21 protein-coding genes and 1 pseudogene are annotated in these 24,779 nt (G+C 55.5%); 7 read left to right on the top strand and 15 right to left on the bottom strand.

The features are described 5' to 3' along the window. Window positions 1–129 precede the first annotated feature (129 nt). The 4 genes from VRC33_RS04940 to proB form a co-directional block, all read right to left on the bottom strand. Window positions 130–1,452: an MFS transporter gene (locus VRC33_RS04940; protein WP_338561453.1), complete on the bottom strand. Its 1,323-nt coding sequence runs from the start codon at window positions 1,450–1,452 to the stop codon at window positions 130–132. Between the two features lie 494 nt (window positions 1,453–1,946). Further along, window positions 1,947–2,576 (bottom strand): LysE family translocator, encoded by a 630-nt coding sequence (locus VRC33_RS04935; RefSeq protein WP_338561450.1) that lies wholly within the window; start codon window positions 2,574–2,576, stop codon window positions 1,947–1,949. Between the two features lie 223 nt (window positions 2,577–2,799). Beyond that, window positions 2,800–4,053, bottom strand: a complete 1,254-nt coding sequence (proA, locus tag VRC33_RS04930) for a glutamate-5-semialdehyde dehydrogenase (protein ID WP_338561446.1) — start codon at window positions 4,051–4,053, stop codon at window positions 2,800–2,802. Window positions 4,054–4,063: 10 nt separating this feature from the next. After that, entirely contained in the window at window positions 4,064–5,167 is a 1,104-nt protein-coding gene (proB, locus tag VRC33_RS04925; RefSeq protein ID WP_338561444.1) for a glutamate 5-kinase, read from the bottom strand. A 242-nt stretch (window positions 5,168–5,409) separates the two neighbouring features. Between proB and ompC the strand changes: the two genes are divergently transcribed. After that, window positions 5,410–6,519 carry a porin OmpC gene (gene ompC / locus VRC33_RS04920; RefSeq protein ID WP_338561442.1) on the top strand — a complete coding sequence of 370 codons (1,110 nt, stop codon included), beginning with the start codon at window positions 5,410–5,412 and terminating at the stop codon, window positions 6,517–6,519. A 97-nt stretch (window positions 6,520–6,616) separates the two neighbouring features. Here ompC and crl read toward each other — a convergent pair whose 3' ends face one another. From crl to gpt, 3 genes are all read right to left on the bottom strand, one after another. Continuing rightward, on the bottom strand, window positions 6,617–7,018 hold the full coding sequence (gene crl / locus VRC33_RS04915; protein WP_338561440.1) for a sigma factor-binding protein Crl: 402 nt from the start codon (window positions 7,016–7,018) through the stop codon (window positions 6,617–6,619). Between the two features lie 121 nt (window positions 7,019–7,139). Further along, on the bottom strand, window positions 7,140–8,390 hold the full coding sequence (gene frsA / locus VRC33_RS04910) for an esterase FrsA (RefSeq protein ID WP_338561438.1): 1,251 nt from the start codon (window positions 8,388–8,390) through the stop codon (window positions 7,140–7,142). A 117-nt stretch (window positions 8,391–8,507) separates the two neighbouring features. Beyond that, window positions 8,508–8,966, bottom strand: coding sequence for a xanthine phosphoribosyltransferase (gene gpt, locus VRC33_RS04905; RefSeq protein ID WP_338561436.1), 459 nt, complete (start codon window positions 8,964–8,966; stop codon window positions 8,508–8,510). Window positions 8,967–9,216: 250 nt separating this feature from the next. On the opposite strand from gpt, the gene pepD reads away from it, so the two are divergent. Further along, window positions 9,217–10,674 (top strand): beta-Ala-His dipeptidase, encoded by a 1,458-nt coding sequence (pepD, locus tag VRC33_RS04900; protein ID WP_338561433.1) that lies wholly within the window; start codon window positions 9,217–9,219, stop codon window positions 10,672–10,674. 100 nt (window positions 10,675–10,774) lie between these two features. On the opposite strand, the gene dinB is transcribed toward pepD, so the two are convergent. Continuing rightward, window positions 10,775–11,830, bottom strand: coding sequence for a DNA polymerase IV (gene dinB / locus VRC33_RS04895; RefSeq protein WP_338561431.1), 1,056 nt, complete (start codon window positions 11,828–11,830; stop codon window positions 10,775–10,777). Between the two features lie 240 nt (window positions 11,831–12,070). Here dinB and dpaA point away from each other — a divergent pair, with 240 nt between their 5' ends. Next, window positions 12,071–12,811 carry a peptidoglycan meso-diaminopimelic acid protein amidase gene (gene dpaA / locus VRC33_RS04890; protein WP_338561429.1) on the top strand — a complete coding sequence of 247 codons (741 nt, stop codon included), beginning with the start codon at window positions 12,071–12,073 and terminating at the stop codon, window positions 12,809–12,811. On the opposite strand, the gene VRC33_RS04885 is transcribed toward dpaA, so the two are convergent. Together VRC33_RS04885 and lpcA are read right to left on the bottom strand one after the other, a co-directional pair. Next, entirely contained in the window at window positions 12,782–13,549 is a 768-nt protein-coding gene (locus VRC33_RS04885; RefSeq protein WP_338561428.1) for a class II glutamine amidotransferase, read from the bottom strand. The two genes, dpaA and VRC33_RS04885, sit on opposite strands and share 30 nt — an antisense overlap. A 43-nt stretch (window positions 13,550–13,592) precedes the next feature. Beyond that, complete coding sequence (lpcA, locus tag VRC33_RS04880; protein ID WP_338561427.1) at window positions 13,593–14,171, bottom strand: D-sedoheptulose 7-phosphate isomerase; 579 nt, start codon at window positions 14,169–14,171, stop codon at window positions 13,593–13,595. Window positions 14,172–14,386: 215 nt separating this feature from the next. Here lpcA and fadE point away from each other — a divergent pair, with 215 nt between their 5' ends. Further along, window positions 14,387–16,855 (top strand): acyl-CoA dehydrogenase FadE, encoded by a 2,469-nt coding sequence (fadE, locus tag VRC33_RS04875; protein WP_338561425.1) that lies wholly within the window; start codon window positions 14,387–14,389, stop codon window positions 16,853–16,855. Window positions 16,856–17,011: 156 nt separating this feature from the next. Here fadE and mtnK read toward each other — a convergent pair whose 3' ends face one another. Continuing rightward, window positions 17,012–18,211 (bottom strand): S-methyl-5-thioribose kinase, encoded by a 1,200-nt coding sequence (mtnK, locus tag VRC33_RS04870; protein WP_338561422.1) that lies wholly within the window; start codon window positions 18,209–18,211, stop codon window positions 17,012–17,014. Window positions 18,212–18,362: 151 nt separating this feature from the next. Between mtnK and mtnA the strand changes: the two are divergent. Beyond that, window positions 18,363–19,387: pseudogene (gene mtnA / locus VRC33_RS04865) on the top strand (S-methyl-5-thioribose-1-phosphate isomerase). Between the two features lie 124 nt (window positions 19,388–19,511). Here the strand turns inward: mtnA and VRC33_RS04860 are convergent. The 3 genes from VRC33_RS04860 to VRC33_RS04850 are packed head-to-tail and all read right to left on the bottom strand — an operon-like array spanning window position 19,512 to window position 21,351. Then, window positions 19,512–20,054, bottom strand: coding sequence for an acireductone dioxygenase (locus VRC33_RS04860; RefSeq protein ID WP_338561418.1), 543 nt, complete (start codon window positions 20,052–20,054; stop codon window positions 19,512–19,514). Next, a complete protein-coding gene (gene mtnC / locus VRC33_RS04855; protein WP_338561415.1) occupies window positions 20,051–20,740 on the bottom strand; it encodes an acireductone synthase in 690 nt (229 codons plus the stop codon). Before mtnC ends, VRC33_RS04860 begins: the two co-directional genes overlap by 4 nt. Then, on the bottom strand, window positions 20,737–21,351 hold the full coding sequence (locus tag VRC33_RS04850) for a methylthioribulose 1-phosphate dehydratase (RefSeq protein ID WP_338561413.1): 615 nt from the start codon (window positions 21,349–21,351) through the stop codon (window positions 20,737–20,739). The genes mtnC and VRC33_RS04850 overlap by 4 nt, the downstream gene beginning before the upstream one ends. A gap of 148 nt (window positions 21,352–21,499) precedes the next feature. Between VRC33_RS04850 and VRC33_RS04845 the strand changes: the two genes are divergently transcribed. Both VRC33_RS04845 and VRC33_RS04840 read left to right on the top strand, forming a co-directional pair. Beyond that, complete coding sequence (locus tag VRC33_RS04845; protein WP_338561410.1) at window positions 21,500–22,660, top strand: pyridoxal phosphate-dependent aminotransferase; 1,161 nt, start codon at window positions 21,500–21,502, stop codon at window positions 22,658–22,660. Continuing rightward, window positions 22,648–23,415: an amidohydrolase gene (locus VRC33_RS04840; protein WP_338561408.1), complete on the top strand. Its 768-nt coding sequence runs from the start codon at window positions 22,648–22,650 to the stop codon at window positions 23,413–23,415. Before VRC33_RS04845 ends, VRC33_RS04840 begins: the two co-directional genes overlap by 13 nt. Here the strand turns inward: VRC33_RS04840 and VRC33_RS04835 are convergent. Continuing rightward, on the bottom strand, window positions 23,405–24,730 hold the full coding sequence (locus tag VRC33_RS04835; protein ID WP_338564049.1) for a nucleobase:cation symporter-2 family protein: 1,326 nt from the start codon (window positions 24,728–24,730) through the stop codon (window positions 23,405–23,407). The two genes, VRC33_RS04840 and VRC33_RS04835, sit on opposite strands and share 11 nt — an antisense overlap. Window positions 24,731–24,779: the final 49 nt, after the last annotated feature.

The raw sequence follows: 24,779 nt of genomic DNA, 5'->3' as shown, positions 1-24,779 counted from the left end.
GCAAGCCAGACTTTTCCTCTGCCAGACATATGATCCCTCATAATGCTTAATCTGCGGTTAGGTGATAAGCAGTATAAACAATCACGAGGGGTGATCAACTTTCAGAAAAATCCCTGGTACCAGTTTTTATTAATGAAGAGGAGCGGGACCGTCTTCATCTTCTCCATCATCGTTTTCCGTAACGTCCTCATCAGTGTCGATCATCGCTGCCTGAATATCTTCTTCGGTGAGGGTCGGATTAAGGGCGGCAACCAGGGGTGAACTGGTCAGGCTGTCCGGCAGCGGCACATGGGGTATAGGGGCTTCGGTAACGATCTGCGGAATGCGGTTAGCAAACCAGCTGATCCCGGCAATGACCACGCCACAAAGGCAGAAGAAGACATACAGCATATTCCCCCCCAGCGGCTGCATGATTGCGCCGGTAACCAGCGGGCCGATACAGGCTCCCACGCCATACGCCATCAGCAGACAGGCCGTAAGCGATACCCGGCGTTCCGGAGCCACGCTGTCATTAGCCATGGCGACAATCAGCGGATAGAGCGAAAACTGCATCATGCTGGTTATAAAGGCGGCGACCATTACCCACAGAAAAGTCACAGGCAGGGGCAAGGTTAACGGCAGAGCGGCCAGCGTATAAAGTATTGCGGTACAGAGCAGCAAGCGCCCCCGATCGATACGGTCCGAAAGCCAGCTTAACGGAAACTGTGAAATCAGCCCGGCGAAAATAGTGATGGCCATAAACAGGCCGGTTTGTTTCGTCGTAAAGCCCAGTTGGCTGGTATAGACCGGCGCCATGCCGTAAAACGCGCCGACCGCCATCCCGGTTGCCAGGGTGATCAGCAGGATTTTGGGGATCGCGTGGAAGAAATACCCCAGTTCCATGGGCGCGGGCGTCATGGGGTGCGGATTAGTGCGGGTCGTCAGGGCCATCGGCACCAGACAAAGCGCATAGCACAGCGCAACGATTAACAGGCTTGAGCTACCGGACCCCACCTGAGTCATCAGGATGATTTGTCCCGCTGAGAGCCCCAGATAGGTTGCCACCATGTAGAAGCCGAAGATCAGGCCTCGCTGGCCCGTTTCAGCGCCGTCATTCAGCCAGCTTTCCAGCACCATATACTGGCACATCATGCACAGCCCGATGATCAGACGCAGGAAGATCCACATCGGCAGGTAGTCAGTCAGGCCATGCCCCAACACGGAAGCGGTAATAATCCCGGCACAGGAGACATAAGCGCGGATATGCCCCACACGGGCAATCAGGTTGTGTCCGACTTTGCCGCCCAGCACCAGCCCAAAATAGTGGGCCGCGGTGATGGCACCAATCAGACCGCCGCTGACGTTTTCGTGAGCCAGACGCAATGACACATAGGTGGTAAGCAGGCCAGAGCCGAGCAGCATCAACAGCGTGGTGGTATACAGCGGTAAAAAAGTGCCGAGGACTTTTTTCATAACGGCTCCCTGTCGCAATCGTTCCGGAAAACACAACCTGAGCCGTCAACAGTAGACGTTAATTCGTGACACAGGCAAGTCAGTTGGCGATCTTGCGGAGGATTCCCACTTTCGGGCCGCTGTCGGCGCCATAATGCGCCAGCGCCTTAATCTTCGGGCAAAACACGGCAAACTAGTGATTTGGGATGCATCTACGAGCGTTGTTACGAATAATTACTCAACGCCACTAACTCAACATAAGCATGGAGTAAATAGGAAAAAGGAGAATTCTCCCTAAAGTTTCTCCGCCGTGAACCGATGTAATAGAAACTTAACCTAAACCCTTATCGACTATCATGTTCATTATTAAGCCCGTTGAACTTGTATTACTTTCCGTGACTCTGGTGTATTGCTTCACCATGTCCTCCTGGTTCTGGTAGCCGGAAAGCATCACTGGGGCAGACGAAAAGCATCTCTGAGCTACAGATTCTCTTTTGCTCCTGCTGTTTCTCAGGCTACCTGCGCCCATCAAGTACCATTCTTAACGCCAGCCCGGCCAGGACAGTGCCCATCAGCCAGCGCTGGATTTTCTGCCAGGTTGGGCGCTGTGCCAGGAAAGTGGCAATGGCTCCGGCGGCGAAGATAATCATGCCGTTGACCAGCATACTGGTGACGATCTGGGTAAGACCCAGCGTCAGTGACTGAGCAAGCACATGCCCCTGTTCTGGCCTGATAAACTGCGGCAGCAGCGAAAGGTAGATGACGGCAGTTTTGGGGTTCAACAGGTTAGTGAGCAGCCCCATAGTGAAGAGTTTTCGTGAGCTGTCAGGTGGCAAATCGCGAACCTGAAAAGGGGATTTCCCACCAAATACCGCCTGCCATGCCATGTAAAGCAGATAGCAGGCCCCGGCAATACGCAGTGCATCATAGGCGAGAGGCACCGCCATGATCAGAGCGGTAATACCTAACGCCGCACAGACCATATAGAACATAAAGCCCAGCGCCACGCCGGTCAGCGAGATATAGCCCGCTTTGCGCCCCTGACACAATGAGCGGGAAATCAGGTAAATCATGTTGGGGCCAGGCGTAAGGACCAGACCAAGGGCGATAGCGGCAAAGGGAAGGAGCTGCGAGAGAGTGACCATGGGATATCCTTATGACGTTGAGCAGTGAGGAACCGACAACTTCTCCCTGGGACTTTCCCCGGCCACCTCCCTGTAGCCCGGATTGATGTAGCCCGGTAAGCGGGCATGACTGCACGCTAAAATCTCAATCCACTTTGCCAGCCAGCAACTCAATCAGGCAACCAATTTCTGACCAGCCAGTCGGTCAGCAAATCAGCTGCTCAACCAGTCAGCCAGCAACTCTTTAGCTGCGTACCGTATCATTGCCAAACGCTACCCACTTATAGGTGGTCAGCGCTTCCAGGCCCATCGGGCCACGGGCATGAAGTTTCTGCGTGCTGACGGCCACTTCGGCACCCAGCCCAAACTGGCCGCCATCAGTGAAGCGGGTGCTGGCATTGACATAGACCGCCGAGGAGTCGACTTCATTGACGAAGCGATCTGAGTTATGGATGCTGCGGGTCAGGATGGCATCAGAGTGCTGGGTGCCGTATTCACGAATATGGGCGATGCCCTGATCCAGGTCATCCACCACTTTGACGTTCATATCCAGCGCCAGCCACTCATCACGATACTGCGCGTCGGTGACTTCACTGACTTCCGCCGGGCCTTGTTTCAACAACGGCAGCGAGCGCGGATCGGCATGCAATTTGATGCCCTCTTCCGCCATGCGCTGGCTTAATACCGGCAGGAAGCTTTCAGCAATGCCTGCATGCACCAGCAGGGTTTCCAGTGAGTTACAGGCACTTGGGCGCTGTTTCTTGGCGTTGACGATGACGTTCATCGCTGCTTCTGGTTCTATGTCCTGGTCAACAAAAATATGACAGACGCCAATGCCGCCGGTGATCACCGGAATGGTCGACTGTTCACGGCAGAGCTTATGCAGGCCAGCCCCGCCACGAGGGATCAGCATATCGACATACCGATCCAGCTTCAGCAGCTGATTCACCAGCTCACGATCCGGGCTTTCAATCGCCTGCACCGCGCCGGCTGGTAAGCCGTGTTCTTTCAGAGCGCCCTGAATGACGCGCACGGTAGCGCCGTTAGTACGGTAAGTTTCTTTACCGCCGCGCAGGATCACCGCATTGCCGGTTTTCAGGCACAGGCTGGCAACATCCACCGTCACGTTTGGACGCGCTTCATAGATGACGCCCACCACGCCCAGCGGCACCCGACGACGCTCAATGCGCAGGCCGTTATCCAGCTGGCCGCCATCCATCACCACGCCCACCGGATCGGCCAGACGACATACCTGACGCACATCATCGGCAATGCCTTTTAACCTGGCCGGGTTGAGCATCAGGCGATCCAGCAGCGCTTCGCTGAGGCCGTTCTGACGCGCATCGGCCAGATCCCGTTCGTTAGCCGACAGAATCTCCGCGCTCTGCGCTTCAAGACGGTCGGCAATGGTCATCAGGACCTGATTTTTTTGTACGGTGGAAAGCACCGACAGCTGGTAAGACGCGGCTTTCGCGGCTTTGCCCATTTCTTCAAGCATCACCTGCTCCTTAACTGACGATCATATCGTCGCGGTGAACGGCCACCGGACCATATTCGTAACCGAGAATATCGCTGATCTGCTGGGAATGGTGCCCGGCTATCATCCGCATCGCATCACTATTGTAGCGGCAAACCCCGTGCGCAACATCGCGCCCCTGCAGGCTGCGAATGCGGATCACTTCGCCGCGTGAAAAGTTGCCGGTAACTTCGCGGATCCCTTTTGGCAGCAGCGAGCTGCCGCGCTCCAGGATGGCGGAAAGCGCCCCGTCATCAACGGTGATTTCACCGGCCGGCGGTGCGCCGAAGATCCAGCGTTTGCGGTTCTCCAGCGGCGTTTCCAGCGCATGAAAGCGGGTGCCGACCGGCTTGCTGTCAATCACATCGCCAATCACGCCCGCGCGGCTTCCGGCGGCAATGATGGTGTCGATACCAGCGCGACAGGCAACGTCAGCCGCCTGTAATTTGGTGGCCATACCGCCAGTTCCCAGCCCGGACACGCTGTCACCGGCCAGCGACCGCAGCGCATCATCAATACTGTGAACATTGCTGATGAGCTCGGCCTGCGGATTGTTGCGCGGATCGGCGGTAAAAAGCCCTGGCTGATCGGTCAGCAGCAGCAGCTTATCAGCCCCGGCCAGGATCGCGGCCAGCGCCGACAAATTGTCGTTATCGCCCACTTTGATCTCAGCAGTAGCCACCGCATCGTTTTCGTTGATCACCGGCACAATGTGGTTATCCAGCAGCGCGCGCAGGGTATCCCGCGCGTTGAGGAAACGTTCGCGGTCTTCCAGATCGGCGCGGGTTAACAGCATCTGGCCAATATGGATGCCATAGATAGAGAACAGCTGCTCCCAAAGCTGAATCAACCGGCTCTGCCCCACCGCAGCCAGCAGCTGCTTTGAGGCGATGGTCGGTGGCAGTTCCGGGTAGCCAAGGTGCTCACGTCCGGCGGCCATAGCGCCTGAGGTGACGATCACAATCCGGTGGCCTGCCGCATGAAGCTGCGCGCACTGGCGCACCAACTCGACAATATGTGCCCGGTTCAGCCGACGCGATCCGCCGGTTAATACGCTGGTCCCCAGTTTTATCACCAGGGTCTGGCTGCTGCTCATTATTTCCTGCCATTAGGTAAAAATTATGTCGAAGTGACTTTTTAACAGGTGTGGTGCTGGAAGCCAACAGGCGCGGGTGCAAAAGGCGCAAAATCCCCGACAATCGGGTAGACCATTAGTTCACCGATAACAAGAAATGTGTATGAATGTAATAAAACTTTAATATTTTCAGGGTAAAACGTTCCTGCCTTCAGAGGAATCTTAAGGCCAAACAATTTTACTCATTCGGGATTGATAGCAAAATGAAGAAAAGCGCACTGGCAATCTTAACCGCCGCACTGGCTCTGTCCACCGCTGCTCAGGCCGCAGAAGTTTATAATAAAGACGGCAACAAGTTGGATCTGTATGGCAAAATTAAAGGCCTGCACTATTTCAGCGACAGCGACGGCAGCAACGGTGACAAGTCATACATGCGTATGGGCTTTAAAGGTCAGACGCAGATCAACGACCTGATGACCGGTTACGGTCAGTGGGAATATCAGTTCAATACTAATAACTCTGAAAGCACTGATGCCAACACCGGAAACAAAACCCGTCTGGGCTTTGCTGGTCTGAAATTTGGTGATTACGGCTCCTTCGATTATGGCCGTAACTACGGCGTACTTTATGATGTGGAAGCCTGGACCGATATGTTCCCTGAGTTCGGCGGTGACGGCACGGCGCGTAGCGATAACTTTATGACTGCGCGTACAACGGGTGTTGCCACTTACCGTAACAGCAATTTCTTTGGCCTGGTGGATGGTCTGAAGTTTGCATTGCAGTATCAGGGTAAAAATGATGACAGCACTGGCCGTACTACCGCCTCACGCGGTAACGGCGACGGTTACGGTATTTCAGCGGTCTATGCGCTGGCCGATACCGGCGTCAGCGTCAGCGGTGCTTACACCAGCTCAGACCGTACCAATGCACAGCAGGCACAGGCCTGGGGAACAGGCGATAAAGCTGACTCCTGGGGCGCAGGTCTGAAATATGACGCCAACAGCCTTTACCTGGCTGCTATCTATACCGAAACCCGCAATATGACGCCAATCAGCGGTACGGCTGTCATTAATAACGTGACCACTACCGTAGCGGGTGCGGCGAATAAAGCACAGAACATTGAACTGGTAGCACAGTATCAGTTCGACTTCGGCCTGCGTCCTTCCCTGGGCTATGTGCAGACCAAAGGCAAAGATATCGAAGGACTGGGGGATGTTGACCTGGTGAAATACATTGATGTGGGCGCGACGTACTACTTCAATAAGAACATGAATACTTATGTTGATTACAAAATCAACCAGCTGGATGATGACAACCGCCTGGGTCTGAACAACGATGACGTTGTGGCTGTAGGTCTGGTTTACCAGTTCTGAATTTGAATACCGCAGGGATGCGGTGGTACCACCCTCGTTATGTGTCTTAATCAAAGGCTGGCAGATGCCAGCCTTTTTTTATTCGTTGAGCGTCGCTTCAGGCGGTCAGTTTGACCGGTTCATCGGCAAAGTCTGCGGCTGGCTTCAGCCCCAGATTCATCTCTTCCAGCAGGGCTTTCAGCCGCACGTGAAAATTACGCAATGTCTCTTCGAGCCGTTCGTTATTCTCTTTTCCTTTGATGGTGGAGGGCTTCCAGTTGCCTTCTTTATCGAACAGACCAAAGTGGTACTCATAGGTGAAATGGTCGCTCTGAGCTTCCAGCTCCATCCACCAGCCCCAGAATTCACGCAGCTCCGGAGAGGGCTTTACATTGACGCAGACAGCCAGGCAGTCAAAGAAAAAACGCTCTTCCTCACATTTAGCTTCGCGGATATAAGGACCCAGAGATCCAAAGCGCTTCATTAAGCGGCTCTTGGGATGCCCACTTGGTAACGCCATCGTTAACCCTCCTTTATTGCACCTGATGATGTATTCCCTTCGATATCCATCTGCACTGACTTTCAGCCAGACCGCATGATGAAACCTGATGGGTAAAGCAAACCGGTTGAATAACAGTTACTCACCTCTGTAACCGCTTCGCCAGCCAGTCGACAATATCACGTAATGCCTTATCAAAGTTGAGTAATGCAGGAGAGAGTGCGATCGGCATCAATTTTCCATCCGCAGAGGAGTTCACTATCAGCTTCGACTCTTCTTCCGGGCTGAAGGGATCTTTTGGCCAGTAGCCCGAGAGCATCGGCGTTGGACAGCGTCGCCCCAGCAGGCCCTGCATTTTCAATGAATAGCGATTCAACTCAACGCGTAGCGCAGAGTCAGAAGCGGTAGCCATACCCAGCCGGCTTGCGAGCACATCCATATACATTTCAGGTACGCGATCCTGAGTGGCTTTGTCACACAGCAGGCTGTGAACCACCGGCCCCAGACAGGCGACGGCCCGCAGGCGCGGCGCTTCCAGATATGCCAGCCTTACCGCCACGTTCGCCCCAAAGCGGAACCCAAAAGCCCCGACGCGCGTGTGATCCACCCAGGGGACATTCTCCAGCTGACGCAGCACATGCTGGTGGAGGAAGCTGGCATCCTGGGTCAGCTTCCATTTGGCGGAGAACCCCACGGAAGGCATATCAATAGTCAGCATCGCGATGCCACGGGGTGCAAGATAATCGTGGAACAGACGATAGTGGTCAGTCTGCAGAGAATCCAGGCTGCCACAGACCAGCACCGTAGGATAAGGAGCCTTTACGTCCGGCGGCATATGCAGGAAGCCAAAAATCGGGCTGCCCCCGGGAATGGCAAACTCCAGCTCTTTTAACTCCCCGGAAAGACGCGGCGTGGCCTCTTCATAAGCCCGGTTCGCCAACAGTTGCGCCTGCTCAGCCAGCTCGTCGCCTTTCAGATGCGGATACCCGGCCAGGCCATACAGATTGGCGGCGTGCAGCCAGCACTGGCCGGCCTCTTCATCCGTTGCGGCCTCACCCGCTTTCTGCTGCCATAAAGCGGCCTGCTTCGCCCATTCATAAACCCAGTTGCCACTGCGGTAGCCAATCACCGTATCCAGCAATTTATCATCGGTATGCTCAACGCGGCTGACGGCGATTCGTGCCAGCACTTCGCTGATCTCCTGCGGTGGCAGCCCACGCCATGTCCAGAGCAGGCGGTTGATCATCCTGTACCAGCCAGCATGGCTCTCTCCCTCCAGCGCCGAATGGATGGGCAGAGGTTTATGATGGTGAAGACGGCGCACCAGCGATGAGGTTTCAGGATGCTTGAAACGAGGTTTAAACAGTTCTTCGCTGAGATTTTTAGGTGACATGGCGTGACGTTCCTCCAGCACGGGGCATGGGAAGAGTCTATCGCAGCCCGCCCCGCCGCGCTAACCGTAAAAACAACAACGCCCGGCATAACCGGGCGTTGCTTTGATGTGCGTCAATCAGCCTTTTACAATCGGCGGGATATAAACCACACCCATATCCCACGGCTGTTCGATCCAGGTATTCTGCGGAATATCCACCACATAATCATCCACCAGCGGACGACCGGCTGGCTTGGCAAAAATGGTGACGAAGTGGGCTTTAGGATACATGTCGCGGATAGCCTGAGCAGTACCACCAGTGTCCACAAGATCGTCGATCACAATAAAGCCTTCACCATCCCCTTCTGCACGTTTAAGCACGGTCATTTCACGCTGGTTGTCATGATCGTAGCTGGAGATGCACACGGTATCGACATAGCGGATGCAGAGCTCACGAGCCAGCAGAGAAGCAGGGACCAGACCACCGCGGCTGACCGCGATAATGCCTTTCCACTGTTCAACAGGAAGCAGGCGCTGGGCCAGTTTACGGGCATGAATTTGCAGCATGTCCCAGGTGACGACGTATTTTTCGCTCATAAAGGTGTCCCGACCAATGGTATTGGCTTAAAAATGTACAATGGGAGAGGTTGCGCGGAATTATAGAGATCTGAGCGGCTAAAAACCAGCGCCGATGGGCTTTTTTACTGGAGCGAAGTAAGCATCGCTGAAGAATCGATGATATTCTTTGCCCATCACGTCAGAGAGTCTGACGGGACTCATCCACTCGCTCAATATGCTCGCCATCCCCGGCCCTGCTGGCAGGTGGCGATGACACAGGAGATTTATCGTGTCTGAATTGTCTCAACTCTCTCCCCAGCCTCTGTGGGATATTTTTGCCAAAATTTGTTCTATTCCGCACCCCTCTTATCATGAAGAAGCGCTGGCAGAACACATTCTGTCCTGGGCAAAAGAGCAGGGCTTTGCAACTGACCGGGATGCAGTGGGCAACATTCTGATCCGCAAACCCGCCACGCCGGGTCTGGAAAATCTTAAACCCGTCGCGTTACAGGCGCACCTGGACATGGTGCCGCAGAAAAACAACGATACGGTGCATGACTTCACCAAAGATCCAATTCAGCCGTGGGTTGATGGCGAGTGGGTGAAAGCTCGCGGCACCACGCTGGGCGCAGATAATGGGATAGGTATGGCTTCCGCGCTGGCGGTGCTGGCCGATAAAAGCGTTGAGCACGGCCCGCTGGAAGTGCTGCTGACCATGACGGAAGAGACCGGCATGGTGGGCGCATTCGGGCTGCAGCCAGACTGGTTACAGGCCGATATCCTGATCAACACCGACTCTGAAGAAGAGGGTGAGATCTACATGGGGTGTGCAGGCGGCATCGATTTCACCTCCACGCTGGCTCTGACCCGTGAAGCGGTACCTGCAGGTTACGAGCCGCTTAAGCTGACGCTGAAAGGGTTGAAAGGCGGCCACTCCGGCTGTGATATCCACGTCGGTCTGGGCAACGCCAACAAACTGCTGGCCCGCTTCCTGTTTGCCCATGCTAAAGCCCTGGATCTGCGCCTGGTAGATTTCACCGGCGGTACGCTGCGTAATGCGATCCCTCGTGAAGCCGTAGCTACCCTGGCGGTGCCAGCGGAGAAAGTGGACGAGCTGAAAAGCGCGGCGCTGGGCTATCTGGAAACCCTGCAGAACGAACTGAGCCTGAAAGAGAAGAACATTAACCTGGTGGTGGAAAATGTAGCTGCGGGTGCGCAGGCTCTGACAACCTCAAGCCGCGATACTTTTATCGCCCTGCTGAACAGTACGCCAAACGGCGTTATTCGTAACTCTGACGTCATGAAAGGCGTGGTGGAAACCTCACTGAACGTCGGTGTGGTCTCCATGAAGGAAGATGAAGCGAAGATCAACTGTCTGATCCGTTCACTGATCGACAGCGGTAAAGCGTCCGTGGTGGAAATGCTGACCGCATTAAGCGACCTGGCCGGGGCAAAAAGCCTGGCAAAAGGTGACTACCCTGGCTGGCAGCCGGATGCTTCTTCTCCGGTAATGGCGCTGGTGGGTGAAACCTATAAAAAGCTGTTTGGTAAAACCCCGAACATTCAGGTGATCCACGCGGGTCTGGAGTGTGGTCTGTTCAAAAAGCCCTATCCTGAAATGGATATGGTCTCTATCGGACCGACCATCACCGGGCCACACTCTCCGGATGAGCAGGTACATATCGAAAGCGTTGGCCTGTACTGGAAACTGCTGACAGCGCTGCTTAAAGCTATTCCGGCTAAGTAAGACGACAGGGGCGGACATTCAGCCGGGTAACTGGCAGGCTGTCCGCCCTGATTTCAGCGGCTTATTGCGGATGCCTCTCTCCCCTGCCAGTATTAACAGCTTACAGGCCCAGCAGCAGCTGCCTTTCCAGTTGCGGATTCAGTAAGGTGACATGCAGCCCCACCAGCCTGACTCCCCGTCCGTCCCGCCGTTCTTCCCAGGTTTTTCTCGCTACAGCGATCAGGTCTTCTTTATTCAGCTCCGGCCAGACGTGCTCCTGAGTGGTTTGCTGAAAATCATTGAATTTCAGCTTCACCCCCTGTCGTGCTATTTGCCGGTCGGGTTTGATTTTGGTCAGACGCCGTTCCAGCTCCTCAAAGAGATAGTCGATGATCTCCAGACAGGCTTCCCAGCTGTGAATATCTTCCGAGAGCGTGCGTTCCACCCCCAGCGATTTGCGTAACCGCTCGGTCACCACTTCCCGCTCATCAATGCCGTTCGAACGTTCCCAAATCACCCGGCCAAATTTTCCGAAGCGCTTAAGCAAGGCGGCCAGATCGGTTTTTTGCACGTCCGCACAGGTATAGAGGCCCATCTCTTCGAGTTTTTTTGCCGTGACCTTGCCCACACCGGGGATTTTTGCCAGAGGAAGCGTCAGTAAGAACTGCGGCAGCGTGTCGGGCGTAATCACAAACTGACCATCCGGCTTATTTAAATCCGAGGCTATTTTTGCCACGAATTTAACTGGAGCAATGCCGGCAGAAGCAGTGAGATTCAGTTCGCGGGAGATGGTCTGGCGGATTTCACGGGCCATCAGCGTGGCCGAGCCGTGACAATGCGGACTGTCAGTGACATCCAGATAGGCTTCATCAAGCGAGAGGGGTTCAATCAGGCTGGTGTAACGCGAGAAGATTTCACGAATATGGCCACTGGCTTCTTTATACGCCTCGAAGCGGCCAGGCACCACTTTCAGGTGCGGGCAAAGCTTCAGCGCCATTGCCGTAGACATGGCGCTGTGAACGCCAAATTTGCGGGCGGGATAGTTAGCGGTGCTGATCACCCCTCGCTTCAGATGGCTGCCGCCGATGGCGATCGGGATATCGCGCAGACTGGGATCGTCGCGCATTTCCACTGCTGCGAAAAAGCAGTCCATATCAACGTGAATGATCTTTCGCATATCCCCCCCGGATGCACTGGATAAGTATACAGTCAATTAAACCGAATTCAATATGCGTTTTTGCACGCAAAGCGCAGCGGCAAGGGGCTGCCGGGAGTTTTCTTTCCGGATTTATTGCCTGTCCACTTGATAAAAAAATAGACAATGCTAATGTGGCGCTGCGATAGCGGATAATTCCGGGATTGCAAGTAACAGCGTCTTTTGACGCAGCATCCACCCCTCTTTTTCAAGGGCACCAGAATGGGCAAAATCGCACTCCTGTTTGCGATGTTTTTACTGCCAGCCGTCGTCTTCGCCAGCGTACCTACCACTCCGGTACTTCCGCTCGCGCCGGTAAGCAAAGAGTTAAAGAAACAGTTACTCGGCACCCCCGTGTATATCCAGATCTTTAAAGAAGAACGTACGCTTGAACTTTATGGCAAGATCGGTAACGACTACCGTCTGCTGGACAGCTACCGCATCTGTAATTTTTCAGGTGGCTTAGGGCCTAAACGTCGTCAGGGCGATTTCAAAAGTCCGGAAGGATTTTACAGCGTGGGCCTTTCCCAGCTGAAGCCTGACAGCCGTTTCTATCGTGCTATCAACGTCGGTTTTCCTAACGAATACGATCGCCAGCAGGGTTATGAAGGCAAATACCTGATGATCCACGGCAGCTGCGTGTCGATTGGCTGCTATGCGATGACCGATACCTATATCGAAGAGATTTATCACTATGTGGAAGCCGCGCTGCGTAACGGCCAGTCACGCGTGGAAGTCAGTATTTATCCGTTCCGCATGACCGACAGCAATCTGCAGCGTCATCGCAACTCGGTTTATTACAGCTTCTGGCAGCAACTGCAGCCAGGCTATGCGCAGTTTGTGCAGAACCGGCTGCCTCCGTCGGTCATTGTCAACGACGGGCATTACGTGCTGAACAATCCTGGTTCCCTGATCGGCACGCCAGCACCCGGATCAGCGCTCGCGCTCACCGAGACAAAATAGCGCCCAGTCACCTGGTTCAATCTTGTTCCAGGTTTCATTGCCCGTCAGGGGCTGGGTGGCGATCACCGTGACCACGTCGTTCGGCGTGGTCTGCTTCTGAAAATCAATCTCAACGTCCTGATCCAGCAGCGTGGCTTTGCCAAACGGGGCCCGGCGGGTGATCCAGAACAGATTGGTGGAGCAGAACGCCATCAGATAGCGCCCGTCCGACAGCAGCATATTGAATACCCCTTTCTCACGCAGTTCCGCCGCCAGTTCAGCAATATAACGAAACACCGCAGGCCAGTTACCCGGCGTGCGGGGATAGCGCGTGGTGAGCTTGTGCAGCAGCCAGCAAAATGCCTGTTCACTGTCCGTTTCACCAACGGGGCGGAACTGCCCGGTGTCCATGCCACGATAGCCTTTCAACTGTCCGTTATGCGCGTAAGTCCAGTTACGTCCCCATACCTCACGGGTAAAGGGATGCGTATTTTCCAGCGACACTTCCCCCCGGTTGGCCTGACGGATATGCGCCACCACCGAACAGGACTTGATAGGGTAATCCTGCACCAGCCGCGCTATCGGTGAGTTAAAACTCGGCTGAGGATCTTTAAATGTGCGGCAGCCTTTGCCTTCATAAAAGGTGATGCCCCAACCGTCCTTGTGCGGACCGGTCCCGCCTCCGCGCTGCACCAGCCCGGTAAAGCTAAAACAGATATCCGTTGGGACATTCGCGCTCATCCCGAGCAATTCGCACATAGAAAATCCTCACGTAGCGGCCAGCCGCAGCTGACCAGAAAGATTATTTAGCCATCTCTTTTTCGATCAGCAGGATCAGGATGTGGATCACTTTGATGTGGATCTCCTGAATACGATCGGCATAGCCAAAGTGCGGCACGCGAATCTCCACATCGGCCATGCCATCCATTTTGCCGCCATCTTTCCCGGTCAGGGTAATCACTTTCATTCCCTGCGCACGGGCAGCTTCAACAGCTTTAATCACATTGGCAGAATTACCGGAAGTGGAGATGCCAAACAGCACATCTCCGGCTTTGCCCACCGCTTCCAGGTAGCGTGAGAAAACAAAATCGTAGCCGAAATCATTGCTGACGCAGGAGAGATGACTGACGTCAGAGATAGCGATAGCCGGGTAGCCCGGACGGTTTTCACGGTAGCGCCCGGTCAGCTCTTCGGCAAAATGCATGGCGTCACAGTGGGAGCCGCCGTTACCGCAGGAAAGCACTTTCCCACCCGCCTTAAACGAATCGGCCAGCAACACGGCAGCACGCTGGATGGCGTGGATGTTGGCGTCATCACTGAGAAATTTAGTCAGCGTATCCGCGGCTTCGTTGAGTTCCGCACGAATGATGTCCTGATACATAGGGGAGTCCTTTTAGGGTGAGGTTTTTTGCCAGTTTACCAAGTTGGGAGAGGAGCGAAAAGCGCCCCGCTGCATGAGGGGGTGCTTTGACTTTTGGTGCGGCCACTTTGTGAGCCAGGTTGTAGTTATTATGTAAACAGATTGCTAAGCCAGGGGTTCTCCATTACACCTGTAATCAACAGGTCAGACCTCTTACTACTTACGGAGCAACAGTCATGATGGTTCTCAGTATCCTGGCCACGATCGCCCTGATCGGCGCCCTCTTTTATCACCGCGTAAACCTGCTGCTGAGCAGTGTGATTTTGCTCGCATGGACAGTGGCATGGGCAGTCGCGCAGGTCTGGACGCCGTGGCTGTTGATCCCGCTGGCGATGATTTTATTGCCTTTCAACCTGCTGCCGTTGCGCCGCGCGATGTTTTCAAAACCGATGCTGCATACCTTCCAGAAAGTCATGCCGCCGATGTCACGCACCGAAAAAGAGGCGATTGAGGCCGGCACGACCTGGTGGGAAGGCGATCTGTTCCGGGGCACGCCGGACTGGCAGAAATTGCATAACTATCCGCAACCCCGACTGACCGGAGAGGAACAGGCGTTTCTGGACGGCCCGGTAGAAGAAGCCTGCCGCATGGCGAATGATTTCCAGATCACCCATGAGATGGCGGATCTGCCGCCAGAACTCTGGGCCTATCTGAAAGAACAGCGTTTCTTCGCGATGATCATTAAAAAAGAGTATGGCGGGCTGGCTTTCTCAGCTTATGCGCAGGCTCGTGTCCTGCAGAAACTGGCGGGAGTATCGGGCATTCTGGCGATCACCGTAGGCGTGCCCAATTCACTCGGCCCTGGCGAGCTGTTGCAGCATTACGGCACGGATAAGCAGAAAGATCACTATCTGCCCCGGCTGGCGCGCGGTCAGGAGATCCCCTGCTTTGCCCTGACCAGCCCCGAGGCGGGCTCTGATGCCGGTGCCATTCCGGATACCGGCGTGGTCTGCATGGGTAACTGGCAGGGTCAGCAGGTGCTGGGGATGCGGTTAACCTGGAACAAACGCTATATCACCCTGGCGCCCGTCGCGACCGTGCTGGGGCTGGCGTTTAAGCTTTCCGATCCGGAACATCTGCTGGGCGAAACGGAAGAGTTGGGCATCACCTGTGCGCTGATTCCAACCGACACGGCTGGCGTGGAGATTGGCACCCGTCACTTCCCGCTGAACGTGCCGTTCCAGAACGGTCCCACACGCGGTAACGCTATTTTCGTGCCGATCGACTACATCATTGGCGGCCCTGAAATGGCCGGTCAGGGCTGGCGGATGCTGGTGGAATGCCTCTCCGTTGGACGGGGAATTACCCTGCCCTCTAACTCTACCGGCAGCCTGAAAAGCATCGCTCTGGCGATTGGTGCCTATGCCCATATTCGTCGCCAGTTCCGTCTGCCTATTGGTAAAATGGAGGGTATCGAAGAGCCTCTGGCGCGTATCGCCGGCAACGCGTACGTGATGGATGCCGCAGCCACGCTGATCACTTCCGGCATTATGCTGGGTGAAAAGCCGGCGGTGCTTTCCGCTATTGTTAAATACCACTGTACCCACCGTGGGCAGCGCGCGATTGTCGATGCAATGGATATCGCAGGCGGTAAGGGCATTATGCTGGGTAAAAGCAACTTCCTTGCCCGGGCCTATCAGGGCGCACCTATTGCGATTACCGTTGAAGGCGCAAACATCCTGACCCGCAGCATGATTATCTTTGGCCAGGGGGCCATTCGCTGCCATCCCTACGTGCTGGATGAGATGGCTGCCGCGCAGAACAACGATGTTCCCGCTTTCGATAAAGCCCTGTTCAGCCATGTCGGGCACGTAGGGAGTAATAAGATGCGCAGCCTGTGGCTGGGACTGACAGGTGGCCTCACCAGCCCGTCACCGACCCGAGATGCCACACGCCGCTACTATCAGCATCTGAATCGCCTTAGCGCTAACATGGCTTTGCTGTCGGATATCTCCATGTCGGTGCTGGGCGGCAGCCTGAAACGTCGCGAGCGAATTTCTGCCCGTCTGGGCGATGTGTTGAGCCAGCTTTACCTCGCCTCTGCGACGCTGAAACGTTACGACGATGAAGGCCGTCAGGAAGCTGACCTGCCGCTGGTGCACTGGGGGGTTCAGGATGCCCTGAACCAGGCCGAAACTGCTATCGACGACCTGTTACGTAATTTCCCTAATCGTCTGGTTGCCGCCGTTCTGCGGATAACGATTTTCCCCGTCGGGCGTCATTGCCGTGCTCCTTCAGACCGCCTGGATCATAAGCTGGCGAGGATGCTGCAAACCCCTTCGGCAACCCGTACCCGGCTGGGCCGCGGGATGTATCTTACTCCGGGCGAGCATAACCCTGCCGGACAGCTTGAAGAAGCGCTGGCAGATGTGATGGCTGCCGAAGTCATTCACGATCGCCTCTGCAAACAGCATAAAAAACATTACTCCTTTACCCGTCTGGATCAGCTGGCAAAACAGGGCTTACAGGAGAAATGGATCAACGAGGAGGAAGCCGCCATCCTGACCCGTGCGGAAGCCAGTCGCCTGCGTTCGATCAATGTGGATGAGTTTGATCCTGAGGAGCTGGCCACTAAGCCGGTAAAGAGAGCAGAGCCGGAGCAGAAGCCGGAGAGTGAGCAACAGCGGAAGACAGAAGCAGCTTAACTGAACGGGCCGTCCATGGCCCGTGATGCTTTGCTCAAGGCACAGGCTCCCATCGCTTCAGCATTTGTGAGCAGTCTTAGAAAAGACGGAGTCATCTCACGCCTTTTGGTAAGCAGCACTTCACCCTTTTAGTATGAGGCTGACAGGGTTTCAGGCTCAGCCGTTCTGCCGCACGCGCGCAATCAGCGCGTCGCTGTTTTCAATATGGTCGGCAGCCAGGATCAGGGTGCGGCCCAGGGTAATCGCCTGACGCACGCATTCAATACGCATAGCGTTATCCGCAATGTTTTTAATATCAGCAACCTGAGACATGCCCACCGTGCGGCGAATCACTTCCACGCCACAATAGCCCAGCGTGTCCTGCCAGATTTTCTTCAGGAACTCAGCGGCATAGCCCGGATAGGCCAGCGCACGGTCCTGAGATTTCTCAGCCGCCAGCGCCAGGAAACCTTCCGCAAAACTCTGCCAGGTCGCCCCAACATCACGCAGACGTTTTTCACGTGCGTCTGCCGCTTCACGCGGGGCAAGCAGACCCGGTAACGCGCAGTAGTTCACCAGCAGGTTACCCAGCGCGCTGCCCACATCAAAACCGATCGGGCCGTAGTAACCAAACTCCGCATCAATCACTTTCAGGCTGCCTTCTGCCACAAAAATGGAGCCGCTGTGCACATCACCGTGCAACAGAGCCTCGGCATTAGAGAGGAAGCGATGCTTCAGCCCCGCTACCTTCAGACGCAGTTCATCATCATTACGCAGGGTGGCAACCAGCGGCTCAAGCGCACGCGGATAGCCGTTACGTTCATGCACTTCATAAGGTTCATTGAAGAACAGCTCTTCGGTGATGTCACAGAGTTCAGGATTAGTGAAGCGGATAACATCGGCTTTTTTCTGATGAGGGTGCTGATAAAAATCTGAGGTGTGGAACAGCGTCTGTGCCAGATATTCCCCCAGTTGAGAAGCCGCCTGTGGGTAATCAACGCCTTTAACCTGCTCACCGCGCCAGATAGCGTGGCTGGAGAGATCTTCCATCACCATCACCGCCAGAACCGGATCGTAATGCAGGATTTTTACGGTGTGCTGAGGGCAATATTTGCCGTGAATTTGCAGCACTTCCGCCTCTATACGGGCACGATCCAGCGTTAACGGCCAGGATTCGCCGACGCAACGCACATAGGGCAGCGCCTGTTTGACGATCACCCGGCTTGCGCCCCGATCGTCGAAGATCTTGAAGACCAGGTTCAGGTTACCGTCGCCAATTTCCTGCGACTCTACCAGACTGGCTGGATTTTCAACGCCACCAAACTGGCGGGCATATTCCACGGCATCCGCTGCGGTGAAGGTACGGTATTGTGACATTGTCTGACCCTCTTCAAAACGTTCCGGTCCGCCAGGCACGCGATTCGCTTTATGGCGCGATTTTGTTGCGTATAAGCCGTGCAGACGTCTATACATCCGTTCAGCATGTTGGCACAATATGCCCTTATTACGCAACCAGGATTTAACCTTCATGCAGACACTCAGCACAACCAGCTTACAAGTTCGTGATAATCAGCTCTGGATCCTCGACCAGCAGGCGCTGCCGCAGAAAAAACCTGGTGCCCGACGCCCGGCGTTACCGATTTGGTTGACCATATCAAAGCGTTGAGAGTCCGGGGCGCGCCGCTGATTGGCCTCTCTGCCAGCCTGCTGCTGGCCCTGCTGGCTGAGAAAGGGCTGTCAAAACCCGAGCTGGCTGAGGCGCTGGAAGTGCTGCGGGCATCCCGTCCCACCGCCGTTAATCTGATGAATAATCTGGATCGGATGAAGCTGGCGCTGGTCCAGGATAACTTTGTCACCGCGCTGACGTTTGAAGCGTTGCGCCTGGTGGAAGAAGATAAAGCGCTGTGCGATAACATCGCGACGGCGGGCGCGAAGCTGATCAAGCCGGGCAGCCGTCTGCTGACCCACTGTAATACGGGTGGCCTGGCTACTGCTGGTGTCGGCACCGCGCTGGGGGTGATTTCCCGCGGCTGGCAGGAAGGCAAGGTGGAAAATGTCTGGGTTGATGAAACCCGCCCGCTGTTGCAGGGTGGCCGTCTTACCGCCTGGGAACTTGGCGAGCTGGGCGTCCCTTATCGCCTGATTTGTGACAGCATGGCTGCCAGCCTGATGGCACAGAAGCAGGTGGATGCGATTTGGGTCGGTGCCGATCGTATTGCGGCTAACGGCGACGTGGCAAACAAGATTGGCACTTACAGCCTGGCCGTACTGGCACAGTATCACGGTATTCCTTTCTACGTGGCCGCCCCGCATACCACGCTGGATCCAGCCTGTCCGGACGGCAGCGCAATCCCGATAGAGCAGCGTGCCGCCAGTGAAGTCACCGGCGTTTCGGGCAGCTTTGGCGACGTACAGTGGGCACCTGAAAATGCGCAAGTTTATAACCCTGCGTTTGACGTTACGCCAGCGTCGCTGATTAGCGGTTGGGTGCTGGACACCGGCGTGGTCACGCCTGCACAGGTTGAAGCAGGCATTTTCCAGCCGGCCCGATAATCTGAGAATGACCCTTTGCCGCCCACCAGGGACGGCAAAGGTTTCGCCAGGCCACGCTGAATGTCCTGTTACTGGCTCGTGACCGGTATCAGCGTTTTAAAACGTCTCCCGGTATCAGGAAGCGCTAAGGCAGACGGGGATAGGCATCCGCGATGGTATCGCCGGTGAAATTGGCGATCCAACCTTCCTGATTATCGAAAATCCGGATGGCGGTGAAATGCGGCGAAGAGCCCATATCAAACCAGTGCGGCGTGCCGGCCGGAACGGAAATCAGATCGTTCTTCTCACACAGAATCTGATAGATGTGCCCATCCAGGTGCAGGCAGAACAGCCCCGCCCCTTCAACAAAGAAACGCACTTCATCTTCTCCATGCGTATGTTCGGAAAGGAACTTGCCGCGTAAAACTTCTTTTTGGGGATTATCCGCACGCATGCTGATCACATCCCAGCTCTGATAGCCTTTTTCCGCCACCAGCTTATCTATGGCGTGCTGATAAGCATTGATCACCTTCTCAGGCTCCGGGTTTTCACCCAGATCGCGATCCGCTTCCCAGCGCTCGAAACGCACTTCTTTCGCATTCAGTCTCTGGCGGATCTCTTCAGCATCTGTGCTGTGCCACACCGGGGTGGTCGCTTCGCTGTCGGTAAAAATTGTCAGTGCACTCATGAGGAAAACAGCTCCAGGTTGATCTGATCAAAACGGTTAACCTGACGATGGCGGCTTTGGGCATCCGCTTCGTCACGCAGTAACTGCACGGTGTTCCAGCCCGCTTCCCTTGCGGCGTCCAGCTCCTGGTGTATGTCTGATAAAAACAGCAGCTCGTGGGCTGGCAGACCGACCTCTGCCGCAATATTGCGGTAGGATTGCACTTCGCGCTTGGCCCCTACATGGGTGTCAAAATAGCCGCTGAATAAGGTAGAGATATCACCCTCATCGCTGTAGCCAAATAACAATTTCTGCGCTGCCACGGAGCCGGAGGAATAAACATAGAGATCAACACCCTGCTGCCGCCACTTTTCTAAGGCGGGCAAAACGTCCGGGTAGAGATGACCGGTAAAACTGCCGCTGACGTAGCCGTCATGCCAGATCATCCCCTGTAAGGCTTTCAGCGAGGTGGACTTGCGGTCTTCATCCATAAACCCGAACAGCACGGTGATCAAATCTTCTACCCTGGCCTGCGGTTGAGCAATCTCTTCACGCAGCTCGTTTAACGTCTGGGCGACATCTTCGCGGTGCTGGAAAGCAGCCACAAAGGCAGCCAGGTTCTCACGTGCATAAGGGAACAGCACGTTGTGAACAAAGCGAATATCGCTGGTGGTACCTTCTATATCGGTGATAATCGCGCGGATCATTTGGCCTCCAGCACACGACGTTGTAATTCACACTGGAACAGAAATTCCAGCCCCTCAAGATGCCGGCGGGCTTCAGCCACATCTTTTCCCCAGCAGGTCAGCCCGTGCCCCCGCAGCAAAAAACCATAACGCAGCGGCGTGGTTTCAGCAAACGCGGCAATGCGCAGGGCAAGAGCATCAATATCCTGATCGTTATCGAAAAGCGCAACCGGCACGGCGTCAAGATGCGAAGTCTGCCCGGAGAGGGTTTTCTGCATTTCATAACCCTGCAGCACTACTGCGGTTCCTTTCTCAACCCTTGAAAGCACCGTGGCGTTAACCGTATGCGTATGCAGCACAGCACCCGCCTGCGGGAACAGGCGATAGATTAGCGTGTGCAGCCCGGTCTCCGCCGAGGGTTTACGCCCTGAGGGCACCCGGTTTGAGGCGATCTCCACCTGGATAAAGTCTTCACGCGTCAGCGCACCTTTGTCCTTTCCTGACTCGCTCAGCAGACAATATTCGCTGTCCTGACGCACTGACATGTTACCGCCGGTAGCCGGTGCCCACCCTCTTGCCCCGACCCAGTGACAGGCTGCCACCAACTGATCCAACTGTGGAGAGCTGCTCATACCTTTCCTTATTTAGCCGCAAACGCGGGGGATTTAAACGCTTTTAGACGTCTAAGCGTCTTGATTGCCAAATAGTAGCATCAGGGCTATAGTGGCAGCAATACAGGGCTAACACATCATAAAAACCGTTCTTCAAGGGTTATCATTCATGAGTCAGACTCCGCTAATTCCCGAAAGCAAATTGCCTGCTTCAGGCACCACCATTTTCACCCAAATGAGCGCGCTGGCAGCACAGCACAACGCCATCAATCTCTCCCAGGGCTTTCCTGATTTCGACGGCCCGGACTACCTGAAAGAGCGTCTGGCGCATCACGTCAGCCTGGGGGCCAATCAGTATGCGCCGATGACAGGCGTGCAACCCCTGCGCGACGCCATTGCGGTGAAAACGGCTGAACTTTACGGTTATAAACCTGACAGCAACAGCGAAGTAACGGTGACATCCGGCGCAACGGAAGCGCTGTATGCGGCGATTACTGCACTGGTTCGTCCCGGCGATGAAGTGATCTGTTTTGACCCCAGCTATGACAGCTATGCCCCGGCGGTGACGCTTGCGGGTGGGGTGATGAAGCGTATCGCCCTTCAGCCTCCGGCATTCCGCGTTGACTGGCAGGCGTTTACCGATCTGCTCTCCGACCGTACCCGTCTGGTGATCCTGAACACCCCGCACAATCCTTCTGCTACTGTCTGGCAGAAAAGCGATTTTGCCTCGCTGTGGCAGGCGATTAAAGCGCAGGAAACCTATGTGCTGAGCGATGAAGTGTATGAGCACATCTGTTTTGATCAACAGGGACATGCCAGCGTGCTGGCCCATGAGCAACTGCGTGAGCGGGCAATCGCCGTCTCCTCTTTTGGTAAAACTTTTCATATGACCGGCTGGAAAGTGGGTTACTGCGTGGCACCTGCGGCCTTAACGGCTGAAGTGCGTAAGGTGCATCAGTACCTGACTTTCTCGGTGAATACCCCGGCGCAACTGGCGCTAGCCGATATGCTTAAGAACGAACCTGGGCATTATCGTGAGCTGCCGGACTTCTATCGTGCGCGCCGCAATCGTTTTGTGCAGGCCTTATCGAAAAGTCGTCTGGAAGTGCTGCCCTGCGAAGGCACCTATTTCCTGCTGGCAGATTACAGCGCCATCTCCGATATGAACGACGTGGATTTCTGCCAGTGGCTGACCAAAGAAGTGGGCGTGGCGGCCATTCCGCTGTCGGTGTTCTGTGCCGATCCTTTCCCTCATAAACTGATCCGCCTGTGCTTCGCCAAACAGGAAGCCACGCTGGACGCTGCTGCGGAGCTCCTGTGTCAACTTTAAACCTCACCGTTTTACAGCAGCCGCTGGTCTGGATGGATGGCGAAGCCAACCTGGCTTTCTTTGATACCCTGCTGGCCGATCTGCACGATAAAGACCTGATTATTCTGCCTGAGATGTTCACTACCGGCTTTGCGATGGAAGCGGCGAAAAGCTCGCTGCCGCAGGCTCGGGTAGTGGAGTGGCTACATGAAAAAGCCAGAGCCACTAAAGCGATGGTGGGCGGCAGCGCGGCTATTCAGACAGCAAAGGGCGCGGTAAACCGTTTTTTGCTGGTGGAACCCGAAGGCAAAGTTCACAGCTACGACAAGCGTCACCTGTTCCGTATGGCAGATGAACATCACCACTACCTGGCAGGCGATCGCCGCGAGATTATCGAGTGGCGCGGCTGGCGCATTCTGCCGCAGGTTTGTTATGACCTGCGCTTCCCGGTGTTTTCCCGCAACAACAATGATTACGACCTGGCGCTCTATGTTGCCAACTGGCCTGCTGCCCGTGCCGGTCACTGGCAGGCCCTGCTGCTGGCCCGTGCCATTGAGAACCAGGCCTACATCGCCGGATGTAACCGCGTGGGCAGCGACGGCAATCAGCATCAGTACAGCGGCGACAGCCGGATTATCAGCCCGCAGGGTGAGATCATGGCCGCCGGTGAAGCCCATCAGCCTGCGATCCTGACTGCGGAGCTGTCGCTGGAAAATCTGCGTGAATACCGTGAGAAATTCCCGGCCTGGCGCGATGCAGACGCCTTCAGTTTTTAATCGCGGGCTGCGCGGCTACAGCCTGGTTTGCCGTGCGGTTAAACACAATATTCAGCGTCACTGAGACCAGACAGGCGGCGCTGATCCCGGAGTGGAAGATAGTGCGCACCCAGCCGGGGAACTGATCATAAAACGAAGGCATAACGATCGGGATCATGCCAAAGGCAATTGAGGTGGCTACAATCACCAGATTCATATTGTCTTTGTAATCCACCTTTGCCAGCGTGCGGATGCCGCTGGCTGCTACCGTTCCGAACAGCACCACACCTGCCCCACCAAGCACCGGCATGGGCACGGCAGCCACCATTCTTCCCAGCACCGGTAAACAGCCCAGCACGACCAGGATCACCCCGCCCGCAGCCACCACATAACGACTTTTTATGCCGGTGATAGCCACCAGCCCGATGTTTTGTGCAAAAGCACTTTGCGGAAAAGAGTTGAACAGCGGGGCCAGCGCGCTGGTCAACATGTCGGCCCGCAGGCCTTTTGCAATGCGTTTGCCATCCACGTCGGTGCCGACAATTTCGCCAATGGCTATCAGTCCCGCTGTGGTTTCGGTCAGCAATACCAGCACTATCAGCGTCATCGACAGTATGGCTGCCAGATCAAATACCGGCATACCAAAGGTCAGTACGCCAGGCAGCGCAACCATTTCCCCCTGCATCACCTGGGAGAAATGCGTGGCGCCATTAAAGAGAGCGAACAGGGTGCCCAGCACCATCGCCAGCAGCACCGCCAGGCGTTTAATCGCACCATTCCCCAGGCGATTCAATAAAAGCACCAGCCCCAGCGTCATCGCAGCCAGCCCGATATTTGACGTTGATCCCCAGCCAGGCACGGTGGGATTTCCGCCCATCGCCCAGCGGGCAGCTACCGGCATCAGTGACAGGCCAATAACCGTGATAACGGTGCCGGTGACCACCGGAGGAAAGAAGCGAATGATATGGGCAAACAGTGGCGCAATCAGCAGACCGATCAGGGACGAAGCGATTACCGCGCCAAACACCACCGGCAGACCGCCCCCGCTGGTGACCAGCGCCACCATCGTCGCCACACCGGCAAAGGAAACGCCCTGCACCAGCGGCAGGCGTGAACCGAAGCCCGGCACCCCCAACGCTTGCAGCAGGGTGGCAAAGCCACTGACAAAGAGTGCAGCAGTGACCAGCATCCCCAGCTGCGCGCCGTGCAGACCGGCAGCAGAGCCAATAATCAGCGGGGGGGCGATAATCCCACCGTACATGGTAAGGACGTGCTGCAATCCCCAGGCAAAGGTTTTCCCTGCCGGATAACGCGTATCTTCTGGCCTGACGCTCATGAGTTCACCCTTCATTGCTATCCCACAGGCGTGGGCGTGGTACCAAGAT

The organism is Erwinia sp. E_sp_B01_1 (assembly GCF_036865545.1).
GTDB lineage: Bacteria > Pseudomonadota > Gammaproteobacteria > Enterobacterales > Enterobacteriaceae > Erwinia.
This window is presented reverse-complemented; position numbering and strand designations above follow the sequence as displayed.

Excerpts from the sequence above, each read along its gene's own strand:
- gpt (WP_338561436.1), bottom strand. The coding sequence starts at position 8,966 with ATGAGCGAAAAATACGTCGTCACCTGGGACATGCTGCAAATTCATGCC.
- VRC33_RS04860 (WP_338561418.1), bottom strand. The coding sequence starts at position 20,054 with ATGAGTGCACTGACAATTTTTACCGACAGCGAAGCGACCACCCCGGTG.
- VRC33_RS04850 (WP_338561413.1), bottom strand. The coding sequence starts at position 21,351 with ATGAGCAGCTCTCCACAGTTGGATCAGTTGGTGGCAGCCTGTCACTGG.
- VRC33_RS04940 (WP_338561453.1), bottom strand. The coding sequence starts at position 1,452 with ATGAAAAAAGTCCTCGGCACTTTTTTACCGCTGTATACCACCACGCTG.
- VRC33_RS04885 (WP_338561428.1), bottom strand. The coding sequence starts at position 13,549 with ATGTGCGAATTGCTCGGGATGAGCGCGAATGTCCCAACGGATATCTGT.
- mtnK (WP_338561422.1), bottom strand. The coding sequence starts at position 18,211 with ATGTCACAATACCGTACCTTCACCGCAGCGGATGCCGTGGAATATGCC.
- dinB (WP_338561431.1), bottom strand. The coding sequence starts at position 11,830 with ATGCGAAAGATCATTCACGTTGATATGGACTGCTTTTTCGCAGCAGTG.
- fadE (WP_338561425.1), top strand. The coding sequence starts at position 14,387 with ATGATGGTTCTCAGTATCCTGGCCACGATCGCCCTGATCGGCGCCCTC.
- dpaA (WP_338561429.1), top strand. The coding sequence starts at position 12,071 with ATGGGCAAAATCGCACTCCTGTTTGCGATGTTTTTACTGCCAGCCGTC.
- mtnC (WP_338561415.1), bottom strand. The coding sequence starts at position 20,740 with ATGATCCGCGCGATTATCACCGATATAGAAGGTACCACCAGCGATATT.
- VRC33_RS04845 (WP_338561410.1), top strand. The coding sequence starts at position 21,500 with ATGAGTCAGACTCCGCTAATTCCCGAAAGCAAATTGCCTGCTTCAGGC.
- VRC33_RS04835 (WP_338564049.1), bottom strand. The coding sequence starts at position 24,730 with ATGAGCGTCAGGCCAGAAGATACGCGTTATCCGGCAGGGAAAACCTTT.
- proA (WP_338561446.1), bottom strand. The coding sequence starts at position 4,053 with ATGCTTGAAGAAATGGGCAAAGCCGCGAAAGCCGCGTCTTACCAGCTG.
- VRC33_RS04935 (WP_338561450.1), bottom strand. The coding sequence starts at position 2,576 with ATGGTCACTCTCTCGCAGCTCCTTCCCTTTGCCGCTATCGCCCTTGGT.
- lpcA (WP_338561427.1), bottom strand. The coding sequence starts at position 14,171 with ATGTATCAGGACATCATTCGTGCGGAACTCAACGAAGCCGCGGATACG.
- frsA (WP_338561438.1), bottom strand. The coding sequence starts at position 8,390 with ATGTCACCTAAAAATCTCAGCGAAGAACTGTTTAAACCTCGTTTCAAG.
- ompC (WP_338561442.1), top strand. The coding sequence starts at position 5,410 with ATGAAGAAAAGCGCACTGGCAATCTTAACCGCCGCACTGGCTCTGTCC.
- crl (WP_338561440.1), bottom strand. The coding sequence starts at position 7,018 with ATGGCGTTACCAAGTGGGCATCCCAAGAGCCGCTTAATGAAGCGCTTT.
- proB (WP_338561444.1), bottom strand. The coding sequence starts at position 5,167 with ATGAGCAGCAGCCAGACCCTGGTGATAAAACTGGGGACCAGCGTATTA.